The 20998-nt window shown below is 49.2% G+C and carries 16 protein-coding genes; 6 read left to right on the forward strand and 10 right to left on the reverse strand.

Annotated elements, in window-relative coordinates; all coding sequences use genetic code 11:
- Positions 1-5 precede the first annotated feature (5 nt).
- The 3 genes from Pan161_RS05105 to Pan161_RS05115 all read right to left on the reverse strand — a co-directional run bounded on the left by Pan161_RS05105 (position 6) and on the right by Pan161_RS05115 (position 4985).
- Complete coding sequence (locus tag Pan161_RS05105) at positions 6-845, reverse strand: sigma-70 family RNA polymerase sigma factor (protein ID WP_145224642.1); 840 nt, start codon at positions 843-845, stop codon at positions 6-8.
- Between the two features lie 571 nt (positions 846-1416).
- Positions 1417-3321 carry a 30S ribosomal protein S1 gene (locus Pan161_RS05110; protein ID WP_145224644.1) on the reverse strand — a complete coding sequence of 635 codons (1905 nt, stop codon included), beginning with the start codon at positions 3319-3321 and terminating at the stop codon, positions 1417-1419.
- Between the two features lie 485 nt (positions 3322-3806).
- Positions 3807-4985: an aldose 1-epimerase family protein gene (locus Pan161_RS05115; RefSeq protein WP_145224646.1), complete on the reverse strand. Its 1179-nt coding sequence runs from the start codon at positions 4983-4985 to the stop codon at positions 3807-3809.
- 341 nt (positions 4986-5326) lie between these two features.
- Here Pan161_RS05115 and Pan161_RS05120 point away from each other — a divergent pair, with 341 nt between their 5' ends.
- The 3 genes from Pan161_RS05120 to Pan161_RS05130 all read left to right on the forward strand — a co-directional run bounded on the left by Pan161_RS05120 (position 5327) and on the right by Pan161_RS05130 (position 9769).
- The gene (locus Pan161_RS05120) at positions 5327-6169 is read left to right on the forward strand and encodes a glycosyltransferase family 2 protein (protein WP_145224648.1); all 843 of its coding nucleotides are present in this window, start codon (positions 5327-5329) and stop codon (positions 6167-6169) included.
- A 285-nt stretch (positions 6170-6454) separates the two neighbouring features.
- Positions 6455-8446 carry an ATP-dependent zinc metalloprotease FtsH gene (ftsH, locus tag Pan161_RS05125; protein ID WP_145224650.1) on the forward strand — a complete coding sequence of 664 codons (1992 nt, stop codon included), beginning with the start codon at positions 6455-6457 and terminating at the stop codon, positions 8444-8446.
- A gap of 66 nt (positions 8447-8512) precedes the next feature.
- The gene (locus tag Pan161_RS05130) at positions 8513-9769 is read left to right on the forward strand and encodes a DEAD/DEAH box helicase (protein WP_145224652.1); all 1257 of its coding nucleotides are present in this window, start codon (positions 8513-8515) and stop codon (positions 9767-9769) included.
- A gap of 6 nt (positions 9770-9775) precedes the next feature.
- On the opposite strand, the gene Pan161_RS05135 is transcribed toward Pan161_RS05130, so the two are convergent.
- The 4 genes from Pan161_RS05135 to Pan161_RS05150 form a co-directional block, all read right to left on the reverse strand.
- Positions 9776-10654, reverse strand: coding sequence for an alpha/beta fold hydrolase (locus Pan161_RS05135; RefSeq protein WP_145224654.1), 879 nt, complete (start codon positions 10652-10654; stop codon positions 9776-9778).
- A 91-nt stretch (positions 10655-10745) separates the two neighbouring features.
- A complete protein-coding gene (gene bioF / locus Pan161_RS05140; RefSeq protein ID WP_145224656.1) occupies positions 10746-11936 on the reverse strand; it encodes an 8-amino-7-oxononanoate synthase in 1191 nt (396 codons plus the stop codon).
- A 40-nt stretch (positions 11937-11976) separates the two neighbouring features.
- Complete coding sequence (locus Pan161_RS05145; protein ID WP_145224658.1) at positions 11977-13116, reverse strand: M24 family metallopeptidase; 1140 nt, start codon at positions 13114-13116, stop codon at positions 11977-11979.
- Between the two features lie 54 nt (positions 13117-13170).
- The gene (locus tag Pan161_RS05150) at positions 13171-14223 is read right to left on the reverse strand and encodes an FAD-dependent oxidoreductase (RefSeq protein WP_232103627.1); all 1053 of its coding nucleotides are present in this window, start codon (positions 14221-14223) and stop codon (positions 13171-13173) included.
- Positions 14224-14898: 675 nt separating this feature from the next.
- Here Pan161_RS05150 and panB point away from each other — a divergent pair.
- Complete coding sequence (gene panB, locus Pan161_RS05155) at positions 14899-15714, forward strand: 3-methyl-2-oxobutanoate hydroxymethyltransferase (RefSeq protein WP_145224662.1); 816 nt, start codon at positions 14899-14901, stop codon at positions 15712-15714.
- Between the two features lie 114 nt (positions 15715-15828).
- Here the strand turns inward: panB and Pan161_RS05160 are convergent, their stop codons facing one another.
- The 3 genes from Pan161_RS05160 to Pan161_RS30900 form a co-directional block, all read right to left on the reverse strand.
- Positions 15829-16590: a polyprenol monophosphomannose synthase gene (locus Pan161_RS05160; protein ID WP_145224664.1), complete on the reverse strand. Its 762-nt coding sequence runs from the start codon at positions 16588-16590 to the stop codon at positions 15829-15831.
- Positions 16591-16628: 38 nt separating this feature from the next.
- Positions 16629-18005 carry a tetratricopeptide repeat protein gene (locus Pan161_RS05165; protein ID WP_145224666.1) on the reverse strand — a complete coding sequence of 459 codons (1377 nt, stop codon included), beginning with the start codon at positions 18003-18005 and terminating at the stop codon, positions 16629-16631.
- 1107 nt (positions 18006-19112) lie between these two features.
- The gene (locus tag Pan161_RS30900) at positions 19113-19481 is read right to left on the reverse strand and encodes a hypothetical protein (RefSeq protein ID WP_145224668.1); all 369 of its coding nucleotides are present in this window, start codon (positions 19479-19481) and stop codon (positions 19113-19115) included.
- 13 nt (positions 19482-19494) lie between these two features.
- On the opposite strand from Pan161_RS30900, the gene Pan161_RS30905 reads away from it, so the two are divergent.
- Positions 19495-20007, forward strand: a complete 513-nt coding sequence (locus Pan161_RS30905) for a HEAT repeat domain-containing protein (protein ID WP_232103628.1) — start codon at positions 19495-19497, stop codon at positions 20005-20007.
- Between the two features lie 472 nt (positions 20008-20479).
- A complete protein-coding gene (locus Pan161_RS05180; protein ID WP_145224670.1) occupies positions 20480-20998 on the forward strand; it encodes a QcrA and Rieske domain-containing protein in 519 nt (172 codons plus the stop codon).

Consider the following 20998-nt stretch of genomic DNA (forward strand, 5'->3'; position numbering starts at 1 on the left):
GCTGGTTACTCGCCGGTAATTTCTTTGGCCAGTTTCTTCAATGCTTCACTCTCAATCTGCCGGACGCGTTCCCGGGTGAGACCTAAAGCCAGCCCGATCTCCTTGAGTGTTTTTGGTTCATCGCCATCCAGACCAAACCGCATCCTCAGGATATTGGCTTCGCGTTCTGGAATTTCCTTGAGCAGACGATAGACATGTTTGAGGTTGTCATTATCAACCAGTTCATCATCAGGGCCTTTCAGGCGATCATCGGGAATCATTTCTCCCAGTGACCAGCCGGCATCATGCTGCTCTGACTGAGGTGAAGAGTTATAAAGCTGAATGGCTTTCTTCACGATTTTCAGTTTTTTCGGGGGCAAGTCCAGTTCGCGAGCGACTTCTTCAGTCGTCGGTGTCCGGTCCAGAGAATCCTGCAGTTGCGCGGTGGCTCGTCGCCACTTTGTAAGCAGTTCGACCATATAGGCCGGAATTCGAATGGTTTTAGCCGAATTCACCAGTGCCCGTTTGATAGACTGTTTGATCCAGTAACTTGCGTAAGTACTGAAGCGGGTTCCCATCTCGGGATCGAAGCCTTCGACAGCTCTCAACAGTCCGAGGTTGCCTTCTTCAATCAAATCCTGAAGTGGCAGACCTTTCCCTGAATACGCCCGTGCAATATTCACTACGAGACGCAGATTGGCACGCACCATGCGGTCGCGGGCTTCTTTGTCACCGTTTTCAATACGGTTCGAAAGCTCTTTCTCTTCATCAGCAGAGAGCAGGGCGGTTTCGTTGATTTCTTTGAGATATGTTTCTAACGGATTCTGTACGGCTGAAGAGGAACGCCGTCGAGCAGTTTTCTGCATGGAAAACCTGTTATCTATTCGTTGTTGACAAATGGTTAGCCGTTCAATTCCCTGGCTTCCATTAGATTTGCAACCGTTCGCGGGAACTCGTTTCCTCTCGACACGATAATTCAATCACCGGTTGCAGGGTAAAAAGACCTGCAACTGATAAGATTCTTATCGGCAAGGTTTGGCCGATTCCTGAACGCTGTCTGGAAAAGCGAGACGCGAAAATCAGAAACTGCAGAATCTGTAACGATTATGTGAATCAGGCTGACTGGCGCTGCTAAAATGCAGCTATTACTGGAGTTTTGAGCAAATCCACAATCCCGGGATTGCATAAATACCAGCTGATCTTTTCACAATCCGTTGTCATTAGAACGCACTCCATTTAACAATAGAGTCGCTTGATCTAATATACTCTGCCCAAACGGCCTTGGAGTCACTACAGTAAACCGGGACACAGGCTAGCAAGACAGTCTGGAACAGAGAACCTGACGTGCTCCAGGCCCTCTGATTAATCAAAAAAGCGACGGCCTGTATCAGACCGTCGCTTTCAATTTATTCGATTTGATCCAAGATCAAATGAGAATTATTCAGATTTTTCTTCTGTAACTTCTTCAGCAGCAGCTTCTTCAGCAGCAGCTTCTTCAGTTGCTTCTTCTTCAACTGCAGCTTCTTCAACTGCAGCTTCTTCAACTGCAGCTTCTTCACTGGTTTCAGAAGGCATTGAAAACAGAGGAGCATCGCCACCAGTTCCGCCCATCAGCTCCTTACGTGGTGCACCAGCAGTTGCAGTTTCACCACCTTCACCTGAAGCGGATTCTTCCTCGATGGGCTCTTCCAGTTTACGACTTAATCCAATCTTGCGGTCGTCGGTGTCGACACGCAGAATCTTCACGTCGAGAGCTTCACCCACTTTGACGATGTCTTCTGGATTTTCGACTTTATGGTCTGCCAATTCAGAAATGTGGAGCAGGCCTTCGAGCTCATCTTCCAGTTCAACGAACACACCGAAGTTGGTGATCTTGGTGACGGTACCCTGAACAATCGCACCGGGCTGATATTTCTGAGGAATATCAGTTTCCCAGGGATCGGAAGCCAGCTGCTTCAGACCCAGAGCGATCCGTTTGCGTTCTTCGTCCACAGAAATCACGAGACACTCGATTTCGTCGCCTTTCTTCATGACTTCACTGGCATGAGAAATCTTACGCGTCCAGGACATATCGCTCACATGCAACAGACCATCGACGCCTTCTTCCAGTTCGATGAAGGCACCGTAGTTGGTCAGATTGCGTACAGTCCCTTTGACCTGGGCTCCTTCCGGGTACTTCTTGGTGACTTCGTCCCATGGGTTGGACTGAGTCTGTTTCATACCCAGAGAGATTTCCTGCTTGTCTTTATTAACGCCCAGAACAACGACTTCTACTTCATCGCCGATGTTGACCAGTTCGCTGGGGTGATTGATGCGTTTGGTCCAGGACATTTCACTGATGTGAACGAGACCTTCAATCCCGTCTTCCAGTTTCACGAAGGCACCGTACGACATCACGTTGACAACGTGACCAATAACTTTGGTACCGACAGGGTATTTGGATTCGACCAGTTCCCAGGGGCTGGGTGATTTCTGTTTCAGGCCCAGAGCGATCTTTTCTTTATCGCGATCCACACTCAGGATCATGACTTCGATTTCGTCATCAATTTTAACGATTTCTGTGGGATGGTTAATTCGTCCCCAGCTCATGTCTGTAATGTGTAACAGACCATCGATGCCACCCAGATCGACGAAGGCACCGAAGTCGGCGATGTTCTTGACAATCCCTTTGACAATCTGACCTTCTTCGATTTTGCTGAGCAGGTCCTGTTTGAGTTTTTCACGTTTTTCTTCGATGAGCTTACGACGTGAAACAACAATGTTTCGGCGGGCTTCATCAATTTTCAGGATCACACACTCAATAGTGCGACCAATGTAATTAGCGATATCTGAAGGACGACGGATATCAACCTGACTGGCTGGCAGGAAGACATTGACGCCGATATTGATCAGCAGACCACCTTTGATTTTGCGAACCACAGTACCGGATACCACATCGCCTTCGGCGTGGGTCGCGATAACTTTTTCCCATTCGCGAATCCGGTCTGCTTTCCGTTTGGAGAGCATGGTTAAGCCGAATTCATCTTCGACTTCTTCGAGCAGCACCTGGACCTTGTCGCCGGCCTTGGGAACTTCTTCTTCCTCAGACCACTCATCGATGTGAACCACACCTTCACTCTTGAATCCGATGTCGACGAGAACCTCTTCACCATCGACACTCAGAATCACACCATCAATAATCTGATTAACATCATAGGCACAGGAGACGGAAGCATACACATCATCCAATACCCAGTCGTTTTCTTCACCGTCGGCATCTACTACCGGCATGACCTCGGCAAACGCTGCATCCAGGTCTTCTTCGGAAATACTAAACTCTCGAATTAAATTACGATCAACCATACTAAAAAAAGTCCAACTACACTTAAAATTTCGAAATTATATTCCTGCAGAAAAGTCAGTCTCATTTTGATGTCAGGGGACCAGGGATCTCAAATCCTTTAGATCAGCTGTCCCGGTATTACAAAGACGTCTCTTTGTTAACGATTCTGCACGACCACGAGGGGTGTCAGATTTTCCGTCAACCTGCCAATGTACGCGAACTGACAATCGAAAAAAAAAGCGAAGAGATCAGAGAATCTCCCGCAACCTTCCAGTGAATATTAACTTCTCCAAAACCAATTGTCTCACTGTTGTGGTCAATGCCCAACGCATTAATCGATACACCCAGGAGATCAGTCCAGCAAATATATCAGAACCATTTGATTTAATTCCAGCCTTATAGGCGGCAGAATGTGATTAAATCGCTGATTTCTTCTATTTTTTCATCGATTCTGGTTCTGCCAGACGATCCAGATCAGAGGAACCAGAACGCATCCGTTTCAGCATCATGAAAACCGCGAATGAGGCGCGGAGTGGATCACGGAAGGGGCCTGTTCAGTTAGTTTCGTGATTTTCTGCCTTACGGCATCAACCGAATCCGAATTATTCAAAATCGAGACTTCAATTTCCGTCTCATAGCTGTCGCCTGGATCAAGGTTTTTCAGTCGCCCCCGTTCCCGCTCATCTGCCCGAAAATTCGGGAAATTAATCCCTGGCTCCAAACCTGTCACATACCCTCTCTCTTCAGACTGCGTATTCTTCCAGAGTGTAAAGCAGGGTAGAGTCGATCTCCTAAATTCCACCAGAAAACCCATTCCCCCCTCTCTATCGGTCAGCAAAGCAGGGGAAAAACCATTCTCATCTGCAACGGGCTCAAAATAATAAGCCTGCTCGGCATATCCCGAAGTCGGTCCCAGATAAGTTCGAAATTCATTCACACCTTCCGCAGCACGTGGATCACGAGGGGCCATCTCTGCAAAAGGCATAGCAAAATTTGCCCCCTCTTCGAGGAAAGGAGTACCTACATTAATGTGATACAATAGTTCAGATTCCACATTTTCTGCACCAGGATTAGTCACCCGATCACGAATTCGAAACTTGTTCGAGCCCAGTTGCGTCTCAAGAGTTGATTCCAGCTGCAGTTGGCTGCCAAACAGCATGCCTTCTTCTACTTTTCCGGTAATCCTGATCCAGCCCCCATCCGCTGGATCAAGTGTGGCGCTCACATAATGGGCAGGGGTATTGGCAATCCGTCCATGCAGAGTCAAATCAGATTCCAGAGGATTCCCGGACGGGTCCTTTCCTGGTGGACCATTGGAAATCAGCCCACAGCGACAGATCAGTTCATTGAAGCCACTTAACCAGCCCAGACCTCCGCGTTCGGAAAGATTCACATAGGCAGGATTGACTGGAGACTTCACCGGGGACTGCCAGCCGAGTGGGGTTCCCTGAAAATCTCCCTTCCAGACTCCCATGCCTCTTGTCGGTACAATCGAAAGCGTTAAAGCCCCATTACTTACCGTAATGAGATCAACTCCCTCGGAGGTCCCTCCATGCAGTTGCTGCTTCTGAATGAACCAGCCAGGCTCGCTGGAAAATTCGGGATGGGTCTCATTATTCAACAGAGTCTCGTTGATCCAGGTTTGAGAACTCACGTCAGTGAACAGAACCGTTGTGGATTTCATGAGCGTGCCTTAACTATAGCGAATCAGTCGTTCAGTAAATCGTCATAATCGAAATAATAGATATGATGCGGAGAATCAGTCTGACAGTATGGATAATGTAAACCGGTTTGTTCCACTTCGCCAGTATCGAAAGCAAAAAGGAAACAGAAACTCCTCTTGCAGTTACATTTTACGACTTATAATACAGAATAAGCAGTTTCCTGCTGGATTATTGAATCACTCTCCAGAAAGGGATGCATACTCGCATTCTGACCGAAACAGTTCTGTAAACCAGGCGTTATTATAAAATCTATCTTATTCAATTTTACTCTTACTCGAAGTTACCTATGGACCTCTATTCAATGACTTCAGTTCCTCAAGCGGATGAACACGGCTATCCTTACACTGAAGAATGGTACAATTCGCTCAAAAAATCCCTGGGTGAGGCTGGTTGTCGCCAACTTGGCTTTTACGCTATCCCCAAAGACTTTCTGTTGTCTGTGGTCATCCCTATTTTCAACGAGCACAAAACCGTCGAAAACCTGATTAATCAGGTAAAAGCAGTCCCGATTCCCAAAGAACTGGTTCTGGTGGATGATGGCAGCACGGATGGGACACGGGAGATCCTGAGAACACTTGAAGAACAGATGCAGGCTGAAGATGATCCGCGAAACCGGGTTCGAGTGATCTTCCACGAACAGAACCAGGGTAAAGGAGCCGCTGTCAGAACTGGCTTTATGGAAGCCGAGGGTGATGTAATGTTGATTCAGGATGCCGACCTTGAGTATGATCCCTCAGAATATCCGCGGCTGTTACAACCCATCATTGAAGGCAAAGCCGATGTCGTTTATGGCAGCCGCTTCCTGGGAGATCAGCCACACCGGGTCCTGTATTATTGGCATTTTCTGGGAAACAAGTTCCTGACCACACTTTCCAACTGCTTTACCAACCTAAATCTGACAGATATGGAAACCTGTTATAAACTCTTCAGGAAGGAAGTCATTAAAGAAATTGCGCCGGGACTGTGCCAGAATCGATTCGGAATCGAACCAGAGCTCACAGCAAAAGTGGCCCGCCGCCAGTGCCGTATCTTCGAAATGTCGATCAGCTACGATGGTCGCACCTACGATCAGGGCAAGAAAATCGGCTGGCGGGATGGCGTGAAGGCAATTTGGTGTATTGTGCGCTACGGCCTCAAGGATTGACTTCTGTCCCGGGCCTCATGCAATAAGGTCCCAATTATGAAGCACTTATTTTATTAATTGCTTACCTGATCCTTTCTAAAAACTGGCCTGCCAGCATTGCCTGTGACACAGATTTTCCCATAGAATCAGCAACATGTTACTGAAACTCAGAAAGAAACATCTGTCACCTGTAATTTCGCAATCCTAATTTCCGCTAAGACGGCTGATTCGACGCGAATGTCACACCATGAGTAATGCAGTTATCAGCAAACAGTAATAGATCTCAGTAAACGAACGGAATATCATATGGCCTCTCCTCCGGAGAACCCCCAGGCAAATCCTCCCAAAGGCAAAGCTCCTCAGAAGCAACCAGGTAAAGAAACTCAGAATGCCCCATCGACCGGTCCCTGGTTAATTATCCTGCTCATCCTGGTGATCGGCAGTCTGATGTTGATGAAAACTTCGCCGGAAAATACTGGTTCGAAGGTGGATTACAGTTTCTTTATTTCAGAACTGAAGCGGGGGAACGTTGATTCCGTTGACTTCCATGGTGATATCCTGACAGGAAAATGGAAAACCAAGCCAGAGAATCCTGATAAAGAGAAAAAAGATGAAAAGCTGTCCGAAGAATTTAATACTGTCCTGCCTTCACATCCAGTCGAAGACCGGGACCTGGTTCCGGAACTGATCAAACACGATGTAACTTTCAAGGCGGAGAGCACGAATGTAGGTATTGGTGCCTATATTCTCCCGTGGTTGATTGGACCATTGTTGATTATCGGCTTCTTCTGGTTCATGTTAAAACGATCTTCAGATCCCATGGGCTCCGGCATGCTGGGTAATTTTACCAAAAGTCCGGCAAAACGATTTCGTCCCTCGGAAGAACAAACCACCTTCGATGACGTGGCTGCCATGGAACAGGCCAAGGCGGAACTACAGGAAGTCGTGGAATTCTTAAAGACTCCCGCCAAGTTCCAGCGTCTGGGGGCACAGATCCCAAAAGGCGTGCTGTTGATGGGCTCGCCGGGAACCGGAAAAACACTGCTGGCACGTGCGACTGCGGGTGAGGCAGGAGTTCCCTTTTATTCCATCAATGGTTCTGAATTTATCCAGATGTTTGTCGGTGTTGGGGCCAGTCGAGTACGCGACTTGTTTCGTACGGCAAAAGAAAATGCCCCCTGTATCATCTTCGTAGATGAAATCGATGCCGTGGGTCGAATTCGAGGCGCCGGTCTGGGCGGTGGCCATGATGAACGGGAACAGACCCTCAATCAGATGTTGAGTGAGATGGACGGTTTCCAGCAGAATGAAGCTGTGATCATCATCGCTGCCACTAATCGTCCCGATGTATTGGACCCGGCATTACTGCGTCCCGGACGCTTTGACAGACATATTACAGTGGATCGTCCCACGAAAGAGGGTCGGGCCGCGATTTTGAAAGTTCACTCAAGGAAGATCCCACTTTCAGAAGATGTTGATTTACACAAAATTGCTGCAGGCACAATTGGATTCTCTGGCGCCGATTTGAAGAATCTGGTGAATGAAGCAGCATTGTCGGCAACCCGTTTAAATAAAGGGCAGGTCGACAATGACGATTTTGATAATGCCCGAGATCGTGTCCTGATGGGACCGCCTCGCGAGGAGATCTTGAGCAAAAAAGAAAGGGAAATGACAGCCTATCACGAAGCCGGTCATGCATTGCTGGCCTGGTTATTGCCGGAAATTGATCCGGTACACAAAGTCACCGTAATTCCTCGTGGCAGAGCATTGGGTGTGACCCAGCTTCTTCCCGATGAAGAACGTTATAACATGGGAGAGAAACATCTTCACTCCCAGTTAGCGTTCATGTTAGGCGGACGCGCTGCAGAAGGCATTGTGTTTGGTGAACACACCGCCGGAGCAGCAGATGATATTAAACGTGCTACCCAGATCACACGAAAAATGGTGGGACAGTGGGGCATGAGTGATGTGATCGGACCAGTGGCATTCCGCCACTCCGATGAAAACCCGTTCCTGGGGAAAGACATGAAATCTCAAGGCGAATGCAGTGAAGAAACAGCACACGTCATTGACCAGGAAATGCAGCGATTCATGAACGCTGCTGAAGAACGGGCCGAAAAAATATTAACAGAAAACAGGGAGAAACTTGATCTGCTGGCAAAAGCACTCGTAGAACAAGAGGCCATTGACAGTAATGACATCAAGCGTTTGATTGGGGTTTCGGTTCGAGAACAGGCAAGTCTCGACAGTTTAAGTCAGTCTGGTTTGGACAGCGAAAGCGACCCGCAACCAGAGTAATCATCCCATCACGGATGCCTCATCGCAGAGCGAGTTTTCTCCTGCTTCAGCAGGAAAACACAGGATATGAATCCCAAACAGAAAAAGAAGAAAAAAAAACCAGCTAAAACCAGTTTTTCAGAATTAGGATTGAATGAAAAAATCCTGAAGGACTTAAGTAAGGCAGGGTATGAAACCCCCAGCCCGATTCAGTCTGAACTGATTCCTATCGCCGTTACTGGTCAGGACTGCATAGGCCAGGCCCGCACCGGAACCGGTAAAACGGCAGCGTTTTCACTGCCTGTGCTGCAGCAACTTGACTTCAGGCGGCCCGGGATGCAGGCCCTGATTCTGGCTCCGACCCGCGAATTGAGTGAGCAGGTGGCCGCTGAAATCCGGAAACTATGCACCTCGAAATCGTTGAGCATCGCTGTCCTGGTTGGAGGCAAACCGGTCCGCCCCCAGGAAAACCAGTTGAAAAAAGGGGCACAGATCGCCGTGGGGACCCCCGGGCGGGTGATTGACCACATCAACCGCGGTAACCTCAAACTGGGCACACTGGGATTTGTCGTGCTGGATGAGGCAGACCGGATGCTTGACATCGGCTTCCGACCGGATATTGAAAAGATTCTGCGGAAGTGCCCCGAGAAAAGACAGACGCTGCTTCTGTCCGCAACCTTACCCCCGCCTGTGGAGCGACTGGCAAATCGCTACATGCAGAACCCTGTGATGATTGACCTCTCTGAGGATAAAGTCAGCGTCGATGCCATCGATCAGTACTACATCACCGTTGACCCCGACCGTAAAATCAAACTGCTGTCTCGACTGCTGTTTCAAGAACGACCGAAACAGACGATTGTGTTTACCCGAACAAAACGCGGTGCCGACAAACTGGACCGAATCTTCTCTAAAAAGCTCAAAGATGTGGCTGCCATCCATGGAGATTTACCTCAACCCAAACGCGATCGGGTTCTGAAACAATTCCGTGAAGGAAAAATCAGACTTTTGATTGCTACTGATGTGATGGGGCGTGGCATTGATGTCAGTGGCATTTCCCATATCATCAATTTCGATATCCCGGAATTCAGCGATGATTATGTGCACCGCATTGGTCGTGTCGGTCGGCTCTCTTCCGATCAGAAAGGGGCTGCCTTCACATTTGTTGCGCCTGATGAAGGGGAACAGCTGACGAATATCGAGAACCGGATCAACAATATGGTGACTGAGTTTCGCATCGATGGTTTTGAAGCTTATAAACCTAAAAAACCTCGGAAGAAAATCGAAAAGGTCTCCCACCTGGGCAGCACCGAGCATCTGCTCAATCCCGATTTTGGTGATTTTTAAACACGTTCAAACATGCTGCTCCAGAAACGCCTCAATGCGGGGCAGCATGACTTCGTGTGCATCTTCAAATACGTAATGACCGGCATCGGGAATTCGCAGAGTTTCCGCGTCTGGGAAACGGCGTTCAAATTCATCAAGAAAGTTGGTCGTGAAGCACCAGTCCTTTTCCCCCCAGATCAACAACATGGGGTGCTCTGTGAACTGCTGCAACCCCGCTTCTACATGCTGCAGTGTCTGATAGCTGGGGTGTGAAGGTTTTAAGGGGATGTCTTTGACAAACTGATGGACGGCGATCCGATTTTTCCAGGAATCATAAGGGCCGAGGAATCCGGCTTTGGCTTCCGCGGTCATCCGTTCGGGTTTCTCAACCGCCATTTTCACTGCAGCTCCTGAAAACAGGTTCAAACCTCGTACCCCCCAGGCCCCCAGAAACGGGATGCGGCAGACGGCGATCCGCAGGGGGATTTCCTGCGAACGAAAAGCGGCAGTATTCATAAGCACAAATCGCTGGAACCGCTCCGGCAAATCGACGGCTGCTCCCATGCCGATGGCACCGCCCCAGTCATGCGCAAATAAAGTAATATTTTGCAGATCCAGTTCCCGAATCAGGGTTTTCAGGTTCTTGATGTGTGTCGCCAGTTGATATGAATAATTCTGAGGTTTATCAGACAACCCACACCCCATGTGGTCCACAGCGATCACACGGTATTTTTGAGAGAGCTGTTTGATCAGTCGTCTCCAGGCAAAACTCCACGTCGGATTACCGTGCACCATCAGCAGGACCGGGCCTGCGCCTTCATCCAGATAGTGATATTGATGACCGTCGACCTTCAACCAATGGGATTCAAACGGGTATTCATTTTTAATCTGATCACGAAAATTCATACGGAGTTCTTCAAACGTTGATTAAATCTGCCTGAACAGAAGCTGTGCGTTTTATTTCAACTGGTGGATAGAAAATACTGATCTGCATACCTTATCGCGATTCCCCGTATCTGGCGAGGGAACAATCCAACGCTTTTAAAAACCGCTCCAGATCATCGCGCTGATGAGCACTGGTGACTGAAATTCGCAGACGGGAGGTCCCGTGAGGGACGGTGGGAGGTCGGATTGCCCCGACAAGAAATCCAGCAGCCTGTAAATCTGCTGCAATCGACATCGTTCGTTCAGGATTTTCCAGAATCACGGGAATGATCGGTCCGCTAGACGTAACGTCAGCCAGGAGTGATCGATGTGCCAGTTCCTGGCGCAGAAATACGGATAGTTGATGCAGATGCTGTTTGCGCTCTGGTTCTGCCTTAATAATCAGGAGAGATTCACAGGCCGCTGCACAGATTGCCGGGGGCAGGGCAGTCGAATAAATTTGTGTCCGTACCCGGTTCCAGAGCCAGTTGATCAGAGAATCTGAGCCAGCCACAAATCCTCCCATGGCTCCCAGCCCCTTACTGAGCGTACCGATGCGAATGGTGACTCTTGATTCCACATTCAATTCTTCAGCCAGTCCGCGTCCCGTCTCGCCCCAGACTCCCGTCCCGTGTGCTTCATCTACTACCAGATACGCATGATGTTGTTCTGCCAGATCACAGAGTTCAACCAGAGGTGCCCAGGTACCATCCATGCTGAAGATCGAATCCGTCACAATGATCGTTTTCCCTTCACCCGTTTTTTTATCCAGTTCCCGTTTCAGCTTCTCGAGACGATCATGACGATAGACGCGGAACGCTGCCCCTGCGAGTCGACATCCATCGATCAGGCTGGCATGATTCAGACGATCACAATAGATTGTGTCTCCCTCACCCGCGATGGCAGACACAACTCCCAGGTTCGCCGCATAACCACTGGGAAACAGAATCGCCGCTTCCGTACCCTCAAAATCAGCCAGTCGTTGTTCGAGCCGAGCATGCCATTCGGTACGACCACTCACCAGGGCACTGGCGCGCGCGCCCACTCCCATTTCCTGTAGTGCTGAAGCAGCAGCAGAAATCAGACGTGGATCGTGAGCCAGATTGAGATAGTCATTACTGGAAAGATTGATCAGCTCCTGGCCTTCCAGCAGACAGCGCCCATTTGGCAGCGGCTTGAAGGTTCGTCGCGTACGAAACAAACCTTCTTTCCGGAGTTTCTGCAGGTCATCTTCTATCCAGTCCGAGAATTCAGAAGAGGACATATTCACGGGCACCTGATTTGAGATTGAATGCCGGGTCCAGTTATTTCAGCGCGATCACGTGGTTACTCAATCGCTCAAATCCATCTTCTGTAATCAGATAGTTATGCTCGATCCGCATTCCGCCAATCCCTTCCACATACACCCCAGGCTCCAATGTAACAACATCTCCCGCCAAAAGCGTATCAATGCTCTCAGGAACCAGGATCGGTGCTTCGGGATGACCGAGTCCCAGTCCGTGACCGGCATGGTGCTGGAAGTTCTCCTGATAGCCGGCTTCCCAGATCGGTGCGGCAGTCGCTGCATGCACGTCGGCACATTTTGTACCTGCTTTGAGTGTCGACTCACCTCCCTGCATGGCTGCCTGACAGAGGCCGAACAGCATCTGCTGATCAGCCGATGGCTCACCGACTGCAATCGTGTTTGTGAAGTCACTGCGATAACCGTGAATCACCACCGAATAATCCAGGACGAACAGATCGCCATTCGCCAAGACATGACCGGTAGGTAATCCCCCCGCCTTGGGAACAGCAGGAGTTGACGCACGGAAGTCACCGTAAATTATGACGGGCAGACCCGCGGCCTGCAGGACTGCCGCCTGGACTTTGCGGAAGATATCGAATTCACTTTTACCCGCTTCGACGACTTCTCGGGCACACGCATGCCCGGCATCGCAAGCCTGCATGCATTGTTTGAGTAACGCAATTTCATCAGCATGTTTCTGACGACGTAATTTACGCAGGACGCTTCCCAGTTCCAGAGTCGCATCGGTCTGAGAGATCTCCAGTTCCTGCAATGCTCCTACCGGCAGCCATTCTGCTTCAATCGCACCGGGACGACCTTTCAGCTGAGGTACTACTGACTTCAAGGCTTTAAAAAGTGCATGGTCGCGATTTTCGACGGAGTGTTTGTGATCGTACCAGGTTTCAATCGCTTCATGATCGACATAAAACTCAGCAGCGGAAGAACGGAGAGTGAAATTATCACCAACCAGGGTGACACCTTTATCACGATCCAGCAGCAACAATGCCCGCTCACCCCGTGAAAAGCTGCAGGGCTGCACCAGGAAGTTGGAAAGATACAGAACGTGACGGGGGTCCGCGATCAGAATCCATTCCAGGTGATCGGGAACCGATTCCCACAACCGTTTCTGTCGTGCCAGACAACCTTCTTGAGTCAGCATACTTTATTCGTCCTTTCAGACGGGGATCTATCAATTAGTAATCAGGGATGTGGCTTATTCAAAACCTTTTTCAACAAGCCAGCGTTCGGCATCCAAAGCAGCCATACATCCGCTGCCCGCTGCTGTAATGGCCTGTTTGTAGTTATCATCGGCGACATCTCCGGCGGCAAATACACCTTCCACATTGGTATTCGTACGGAAGGGAATCTTCCATTCAATGAAACCTTTGTCGTTCGTTTCAATCTGTCCTTTAAGGAAGTTGGTATTGGGTGTGTGACCAATGGCAGCAAAATAGCCGGAGGCATCCAGATCTTCGGTCTGACTTTCATCAACCGTGCTGCGAATCCGCACTCCGGTCACCCCTTTTTCGTCATCGCCCAGAACTTCCTCGACGACAGAATTCCATTTCACCTCGATTTTTTCGTTGGCAAGCGCCCGCTCCGCCATGATTTTGCTGGCACGAAATTCGTCACGACGGTGGATGATATAAACCTTGGACGCAAACTTGGTCAGGTAATTGGCTTCTTCCATGGCGCTGTCACCTCCGCCAACCACAACCAGCGGGTGATTCCGGAAGCGGGGCATGGCTCCATCACAGACAGCACACGCGGAAACGCCCATGTTCTTAAAACGGTTTTCCGATTCGAGCCCCAGATAGTTCGCTCGGGCACCGGTGGCAATGATCACGGACAGCGCTTCGACGCTTTCACCGTTAGCACGTGTAATTTTGAATGGATGCGTAGAAAAATCGACATCCACCACATCATCAGTCACGACTTTGGTACCGAAATTGACCGACTGTTGACGCATCAGTTCCATTAACTCAGGACCACTGACACCATGCCCCAGATGGGGCGCCATATACTGTCGCTTAGATTTATCGATCGAACCATCGAGGTATGATTCCAGATTCCCGGCTGGAAAACCCGGATAATTCTCGACTTCCGTGGTTAAAGCCAGCTGTCCCAGAGGAAGGGTCCCCTGCAGTCGATTTTCCTCAGATATCGCTCCTTCGAAGCAGAGGGGTTCCAAGTTGGCTCGAGATGTGTAAATGCAAGCTGCCCAACCAGCGGGTCCTGATCCGATCACGACGACTTTTTCTGGCACGGTAAGTGACCTCCTGATATGCATTCTCCCTGTCAGAAATCTGTAAATAGATCTCCTGTCAGAGAAGTTGCGTGTGAATTGTAATCTTGAAACACAACCAGCATTCGAACCTGGCGTGTGTCACAATCCTAATGAAGTACGGTCAGGAATTCCAGATGCCCGGAGGAAGGGTTTTTAAGCCGGACCAGAAAATGGGTTCTTCGAAGGAAGACAGAAAGTGATTTGAAGGGATAAAAAAAAGGTGCTTCGAATCATGTGAATGACTGAAGCACCTTTTCTGTGCTGAATGGAGCAAGTGCGGGCCAACGCTTGCCACCATCGCTGATATAGGATAGAAGCATAAGTCGTACCATTCAGAAACTTATTCACAACAATATCCGTAAGTAATTTATTGACAAGCATTTACAATTTAAATCTATATATTGGGTAGAAATCAGGCCAGATCTGAGTGGTGAATTACGCAACAGGTGGTGCAAAATCAAACAGTGCAAAATGCAACACTGCCTTACGCGACCCCGTTTTCAAAGAAAACCCGACCCAAGTATTGCGAATGAGGTCTTAGTTTTCATATTGTGCACCCTCCAACTTAGGACGATGTCTACAATTACTTAAGTTGATGATTTCCCTGACTCTGACTGTGATTCAGATTTGCTGAGCGTTTTTAAGGAGAGTTCCGTGTCCGAAGCGTCCCCCGCACGGCCCCAGAAGTTTACTGTCCCCCGGTTTCTCGCAGCCAAAGAGAAAAAGCAGAAAATCACCATGTTGACAGCCTATGATTACCTGTCAGCAAAAATTCTGGATGAAGCCGGTCTGGACTGCCTGCTGGTAGGCGACACTTTAGGAATGGTCGTACAAGGCAAGAGTACTACATTGCCTGTGACTGTTGACGAAATGATCTATCACGGGGAAATGGTAAGTCGCGCAGTTGAGCGCGCCCTCATCATTGTTGACATGCCTTTTATGTCCTTTCACATTTCCCCGGCACAGGCTTTAGAGAACGCCGGACGAATCCTGAAAGAGACGGGAGCCGATGCCGTCAAACTGGAAGGGGGAGTCAACCAGGCAAAAACCATTGAAGCGATCGCGTCCGCAGATATCCCCGTGATGGCACATCTGGGCCTGAAACCACAGTCCGTACGTGCGATTGGCAGCATGGGAAAGATTCAGCGTGATGAAGATCAATTGATTGCCGATGCACTCGCCGCGGAACGGGCCGGTGCCTTTGGAATTCTATTGGAAATGATTACTGCTCCGATCGCCCGGCAGATTACTGATACAGTCACAGTGCCCACCATCGGAATCGGATCGGGCTCAGGTTGCGATGGGCAGGTCTTGGTCACTCCGGATATGCTGGGAATGAACCCCGATTTCCATCCCCGTTTCCTGAAGAAATATGCCAATTTTGCAGCAGATATGAAATCCGCTGTCCAGACATATGCCAGTGAAGTGCGGGAAGGCACATTTCCTGATGACTCCCACAGTCATCACTAAAGCGCATCACATTTCATCATAGCGTCTCTCAGTCTATTGCACTCGGTCCCACTGGCCTTCAAAACGCTACAGTAAAACTGGATACAGTCTAAACTGCTTCAAGAGCTGATCAGATTACTCTGCAGAATCGGAGGGCAGCGTGCGTACCCGCTTTCCCAGACAGTTATCAAACCCCAGCACCAGCATCACCCCTAAAGCAGAGAACGCCTCGCCCATATTGATTTTAGAGCTTCCAAACCGGCGTTCCTCGAACGTAAAGGGGACTTCCCGAAAAGTGCACCCGACTCTCCGACAACGGTACAGGATCTCTTCCTGGAACGCATATCCTTTGGCACGCAACAGAGCAAAATCGATCTCAGCCAGTTTGGAAACCCGATAACAACGAAAGCTGCCACTACAGTCACGGGATTTGAGTCTTAATAACAACCGGGCGTACCAGTTGATGGCCCCACTCATGAAATAGCGTTTGGGTCCCCAGCCTTCAATCTTACCTCCCGGGACATAACGCGAACCAATGGCCACATCCGCTGCTTTCGTCGCCTCGACCAGATCCGGCATGAACCTGGGAGGATGACTGAAGTCGGCGTCCAGATTCAGTACCAGTTCGTAATGATTTTCAATTGCATATTGAAAACCGGCAATCGTGGCAGTTCCCAACCCCAGTTTCCCCGTACGATGGATGGAATGAATGCGAGAATCAGCCTTTCGCAGTTCTTTGGCATACTCTCCCGTACCGTCGGGTGAATTATCATCAATCACCAGAATCGCAGCATAAGGTAAGTACTTATGTATCTCTGGAATCAACAGCTCCAGATTTTCTCGCTCATTGTAGGTACACAATGTCACTAACAGTCGGGGATGTGCAGAATCGGTCATTGGATATATCAGGCCCAGTCGATCAGGGATGGTTCAGATCATTTTGGTGGTATCAACAACGGTGCTTGTGGTTGACTTTTAACAGGCTCTGGCAGAGGAATCAACGGCTCACCCGGTGCATCTGCCTTTTGTGGAAGAGGAGGCAGTGCTGAATCGTTGCCTGCAGGCTTTTGGGGAATTTTCTGCGGAGGGGGAGGCAGAGGCTTGGAAAGTGGTTGAGATCGGGCTGGCCCCAGTGGCTTTCCTGGAAGGACCGGAGTCTGTTTGGATTCGAACGCTGGCGGTCGGGTTTTCGCAGGGTCTACAACATAACCTTGCTGATTTCTACCTTTCTGTTTCACCGTCTGCTGATCGACGGGGACAGGCTGAGGATTCAGGAATGCCAGAAAATGATCACCGCGACCAGCCAGCCGGGCAGCGGTTTCCATGACATCATGCGCCTCTTCGGTCTGACCGTTAAAATGCAGGACGACTCCAAACACAAATAACCGTTCCGGGTCACGAATATCTTCTTTCACCCATTCAGCAACCTGATTCACCATCGAATCTTTGGCAATTACCTGATCTGCACCGAACAGTTCGTTCAGACTTTCTCCCGTCGAAGGCCAGGTGGGATCCAGCTCCAGACCCTGTTTAAACTCAAAGGCAGCGCGATCGTACTGCCCCAGGGCAACCAGAGAATATCCTTTTCTGAAATGCGGAGTGGCGAGGTCTTTCGTCAAGGATGCTGCCAGCTTGTAACGCTCGTAGGCCCGGCGATAATCCAGTTTCTTAAAGTATTCATCCCCCTTTACCTGATTCCGCAGGCTCAACTCCCGGGCATGTCGAGTAGAGGGAACAATGTACTTCTGAATCTTGCGAGAAGGTTCCGGGAGGTAATTCTTGTCGTTCCAGCGTTCCAGATCATTCTGGAGTGCATTATTGAGCGGTACGTTACTCGCCGCTGGTCCATAAAATTGTGATGAATTCGGATCTGTGGGCAAAGTACCGGGAATATTACTGTAAGGATAAACGGCGGGGGGAGAAATTCCCTGTCCCGGTAAAATCGGATAAAAACCGTTTATGGAATATCCATTGGAATAGAGGACCGGATTTCCAGGGATAAATGCATCCGTACTGTAATAACCAAATCGGTTATACATATAAGGCCCCCACGGATTTCCATAATAGGAATTTCCGGGAAACGAGAAGTTGAAACTGGTATTTCCCGAGTAACCACTGACAGACCAGCCCGGATTAGGCCAGGTACGTCCATAATTGCGTGGGTATGAGTTTCTATGGTATGAGCTTCCCCGATGATGGTGCTGATGGGAGCGAGACTGTTGCACGGGTGCGGAAAGATACTTCTGGGCAGAAACCTGCTCAGGAGATCCCACAAACAGAAAAACTGTGCTCACGATGAGAAGTGATCGCATTGGTACTCTCCTGTCTGGCCCAGTTCTTGATGAATAAAGTTATTATGCAGGTACTGAGAGGGAAATGCAAGAACTGTTCAATCGCTCCCACGGGATGCAGTTCACTTCAGTCACGACTGAAATTAACGAATACCAGTCTGTCAGCACGACTGGCCAATCAGTCATATTTCCAGTATTTCGCACAATTCCCCTTTCAAGGGCAGATGAATCAGCAGGAATGTTGAAAAGAAATCCTGTGACCGTTTGAAACTGGCCTGATCGGTATAAATTAAATCGCTTCCAGACAGGCTGGTGAAAGTTTATGGCCACAAATTGCATACGACCGGAGTGAGCGCTGGTGCAAACCTTCCAGCAAATTTAACTCGCGGGAACGGGTCCCTCCTCACATTAGGTACAGCCGCGAAGCTCACGCACATTTCACCCTGCGATATACATCTTACCCAGACCTACAGTTTTTCGGGTCAGTGGATGGGCAATTCCAGACGTAAAGATCTCCCAGATTAGCCAACCGTTACGATGCATACAACCATGCGTAAAATTGACGTAACCTTTTTATCTGATAATGACTTGAGACATTCAAGCGACGATTACAGCACGCCGATGAAATGTACCAGTCGCAATGAGAATTCACATCAGAATGATCGAAGGAAACGATTCGGATGTGAATTCAGGCGGTGCTCACAGGGGCATCGACCGCAATCAAAATTACTAGGAAGATTTTTGTAAGGGTGTTGTCGTAGGCAATGCTCTTAGATTCAAGCCAGCGCGAGTTGAAGATTTCAACTTGGACGAAAAAAGCAGTCCCTAAAGGAACGATACTAGATTCGCGCCCAAACCACTGTGATGTGACAAAAGAGGCACATCAATCTGTCTATGATGGTCAGAAAACGACCCAAGAAGGAGACGCTGTTCTATGAAATGGATTAGTCTGTTAAGTGCATTTGTTGTGGCATTGGGGATGAATGCCGTTGCACAAGCAGATCTTTTTGACCTTTCGCTTAATTGCGGGGCTGCAAAGAGCTGTGAATGTGCCTCGACCTGTCAACCCGAGTGTTGTAAACCCACTATTACGAAACCATGTGAGCCTAACGTTTATACTTATCAACGTCAGTGTTCATCAATTAAACCACCTTGCTGCTGCGAAGCTGCACCAGCATGCTGCAAGCCAGCCCACAAACTGCGTGGCTGGTTCAAAAGACGCCGCTGCTCAGATTCTGGTTGTGCCCAGGATAACTGCTGCACCCCAGCTCCAAAAGCTTGCTGTGCTCCTGCTCCCAAAGCATGTGCCGCACCTGCTCCTAAAGCTTGCTGTGCACCAGCCCCTAAAGCCTGCTGTGCTCCTGCTCCTAAAGCATGTGCCGCTCCAGCTCCCAAGGCCTGCTGTGCTCCTGCTCCAAAAGCTTGCTGTGCACCAGCCCCTAAGACCTGTGCTGCTCCTGCTGCAGACACCTGCTGCAACGAAGAACCTTGCTGCAACGCCGATCCTTGCGTGATTGCAGAATTGATCTACCAGTCACAGACTGCCTGCTACGCTAAACACCGTCGCAAAGCAATCCACAAACTGGGTGATCACTTCAACTGCGAATGCAATCCTGAGATCATGTGTGCTTTCATCTACGCTCTGAACGACGCTGACGAACGTGTTCGTGCCAAAGCTGCTGATGAAATCGGCGACCAGCTTCGCAAGCACTGCTGTGGATGCTCTCCTGAGCTGACAGCTGCTCTGACTTGTGCTCTGGGCGATTGCGACAAGAAGGTTGTTCGTGAAGCAACTCAGGCTCTGGAATTGTGTGGATACGAAGTTGTTGAAGGCTGCTGTGACACACCTTGCTGTCACACAAATGGATGTGCTCCCGCTGGATGCTCACCATCAGCAGCTCCTGCTGCTCCTGCTCCTGCTTCTGATCCTAAAGCTTACTTCCCCAGCCGTCTGCAGAACCAGAAGCAGACACGTCGTCTGAGTGGAAACAGCCTGTCAAACCTGTTCGGACTGATTGACTAGTTCAATTAAGACTTCAGCTTGACTGAATCGAAGTATCGAAACGGCTCTCCTTAACGGGAGAGCCGTTTTTTTTGGTTTCTACAGAACCTGGAAATCCTGTATTGAACAACTCCTTTCCGGACATTATAATCCAATTTCACTACTTCTGTTGTCTTAAAGAATTGAAAACACTAGACTTAAAAATAAAGATTCGTAAACGCTGATTTGATCTGTTAAGATAGAAATGAAATGATTTAGTCAGTTTTTGATGTCATTTTGTATTAGAATATGAGTTACGCGATTCCCTCCTCAAATGTGACTGTGTAAAACCAGTTGACGCCTGCCATTGAAAGCTCCACTGAGTACTGCTGTCCGAGTTGAACAAATTAAACCGTTACCTTTTAAGGCATAAGTTGTTTGAATCAGAATCCAATCAGTTCATACCGGACTGCTGACTGACGACTGATGCTTTTCAGATTTAAAGGTTCTTCCCATGCGACGTCGAAAATTTCTCAAACACTGCACGAGTATTCTGGGGTCCCTTTACGCCACAATCCTCGCAGTACCTGCTTTGGGCTTTTTGTTTTCGACTCTCAAAAGAGGCAAGCAAACAGAAAAACCATACCGCCTGGCGCGCCTGAATGACCTGGAACCTGGTGTTCCACAGCGATTTACAATCATAGATCAGCGGGTTGATGCCTGGACCAAATATCCTTCCGGACCGATCGGTTCAGTCTGGCTCAGTAAATCGCAGGACGGGGCAGTCACCGCGTTCTCATCCACCTGTCCCCACCTGGGCTGCGTGGTTGATTATGTCGCCGGTGACGAAGAATACTTTTGCCCCTGTCATGCAGCTACCTTCCAGACAGATGGCGCAATGGTCAGTGGCCCACAGCCGCGGGGAATGGATGAGTTAAAGACAACCATCGAAACCATCCGGGGAGACCAGTGGGTCATGGTAGAATACCAGAAGTTTGAAACCGGCATCGCTGAAAAAGTTCCCATCGGTTAA

Source organism: Gimesia algae (assembly GCF_007746795.1).
Classification (GTDB): domain Bacteria; phylum Planctomycetota; class Planctomycetia; order Planctomycetales; family Planctomycetaceae; genus Gimesia; species Gimesia algae.